The 1,351-nt window shown below is 59.4% G+C and carries 2 protein-coding genes; both read left to right on the forward strand.

Annotated features, from left to right (window positions below):
- Positions 1-414 precede the first annotated feature (414 nt).
- Positions 415-732 (forward strand): type II toxin-antitoxin system PrlF family antitoxin, encoded by a 318-nt coding sequence (locus JHD63_RS22555; protein ID WP_198973028.1) that lies wholly within the window; start codon positions 415-417, stop codon positions 730-732.
- Positions 732-1,196, forward strand: a complete 465-nt coding sequence (locus JHD63_RS22560) for a type II toxin-antitoxin system YhaV family toxin (protein WP_198973027.1) — start codon at positions 732-734, stop codon at positions 1,194-1,196. The genes JHD63_RS22555 and JHD63_RS22560 overlap by 1 nt, the downstream gene beginning before the upstream one ends.
- The last annotated feature ends 155 nt before the right edge of the window (positions 1,197-1,351 follow it).

Raw genomic sequence — 1,351 nt, forward strand, 5'->3', positions numbered from 1 at the left:
CACCACAGACCACCAAGAAGGAGAAGGCGACCAAGAACTTATCCACAACGTGAGCGTGAAGTTCACGAACCAGGGTGGGTCAGATCGAGATGGAAATGGTGGGTTGCGGTTGCATGGAAATCAACAGCAGGAGAGCCTTTTGGCCTTTTCGGGTAGGGCCTTTCCCCTTGAATCCCATTCCCTTGCCCCTTCCCAACCCTTTGGCCTTTACCGGAAGCCTTTGGATATAGGGCATCCGCAAACAGGCAGCCACGGGTAATGCGGTGCTGACCAACTCCGGATTGAAACGGGAAGGCACGCTGTCCCGTCACTACGATGGCCTTTCTCACTCGACCGGAGGGACCCATGCTCGACCAGATTGACATAGTAAGGAATATTCCTTACGATGGGAGCATCGCTATCGGGAGAACCGCCATGCCTGCCATCCATGAAGTTGCCACGCTGACCTCCAAAGGCCAGATCACGTTGCCCAAGTCCATCCGACAGGCCCTGGGGGTCGATACCGGCGGCAAGGTTGCGTTCGACCTGCGTGGCGGCGAAGTGGTCGTCACCCGTGCCGATGCAGAACATGAAGACCCCGCCATTGGCGCGTTCCTGACCCTGTTGGCTCGCGACATCGAGGCCGGCCGGAACATTCGCGGTCTGCCGGAGGATCTGGCGCGCACGATGCTGGAGCATGCGGGCCACAAGGTGAGCCTGGCCGACGACTTCGATGAGGACGTGGAAATCTGATGCAACAGCATGGCTGGACGCTGCTGTTCCACGACAACCTGATCGAGCAGATGATGAAACTGCGCGCAGCCGTGCTGCGTGCGCAAGTGAACGACCCGGAGGGCTTTGCGTCCAACGCCAACGTCAAGTTCTTCCGGGCCTTGGTCCAGTTGATGCAGGACGTGGTGCCGAGCGATCCGGCGCGCGACGAATACCGGCAGGGCAACACCATGGGGCCAGACTACCGCCACTGGCGGCGGGCCAAGCTCGGTCGGCGGTATCGGCTGTTCTTCCGGTACGACTCGAAGGCGAAGGTCATCGTGTACGCCTGGGTCAACGATGAGCAGACCTTGCGATCGGCGGGCAGCAAGTCCGACCCCTATGCCGTGTTCGAGAAGATGTTGGGACGTGGCAACCCGCCGGACGATTGGGCCGCGTTGGTAACAGCGAGCAAAGCCGACTGGCAGGGCGAACGCAAAGGCTGATGTGCTGCATGCCTTCGTGTTTGGCGTGATTAGAGCGGCTAACAAAAGCCTGTCATCGCCAAGCGCGGGATGCGCGTTGACGGTGCATGGGAAAGAAAAGAAACAAGGAAGTTAGCGCGGTGTTGTACAAAAAGATCAAGCCGTTGCTGCCAGTC

The organism is Xylophilus sp. ASV27, assembly GCF_016428875.1.
Taxonomy (GTDB): domain Bacteria; phylum Pseudomonadota; class Gammaproteobacteria; order Burkholderiales; family Burkholderiaceae_C; genus Xylophilus.

Excerpts from the sequence above, each read along its gene's own strand:
- JHD63_RS22555 (WP_198973028.1), top strand. The coding sequence starts at position 415 with ATGCCTGCCATCCATGAAGTTGCCACGCTGACCTCCAAAGGCCAGATC.
- JHD63_RS22560 (WP_198973027.1), top strand. The coding sequence starts at position 732 with ATGCAACAGCATGGCTGGACGCTGCTGTTCCACGACAACCTGATCGAG.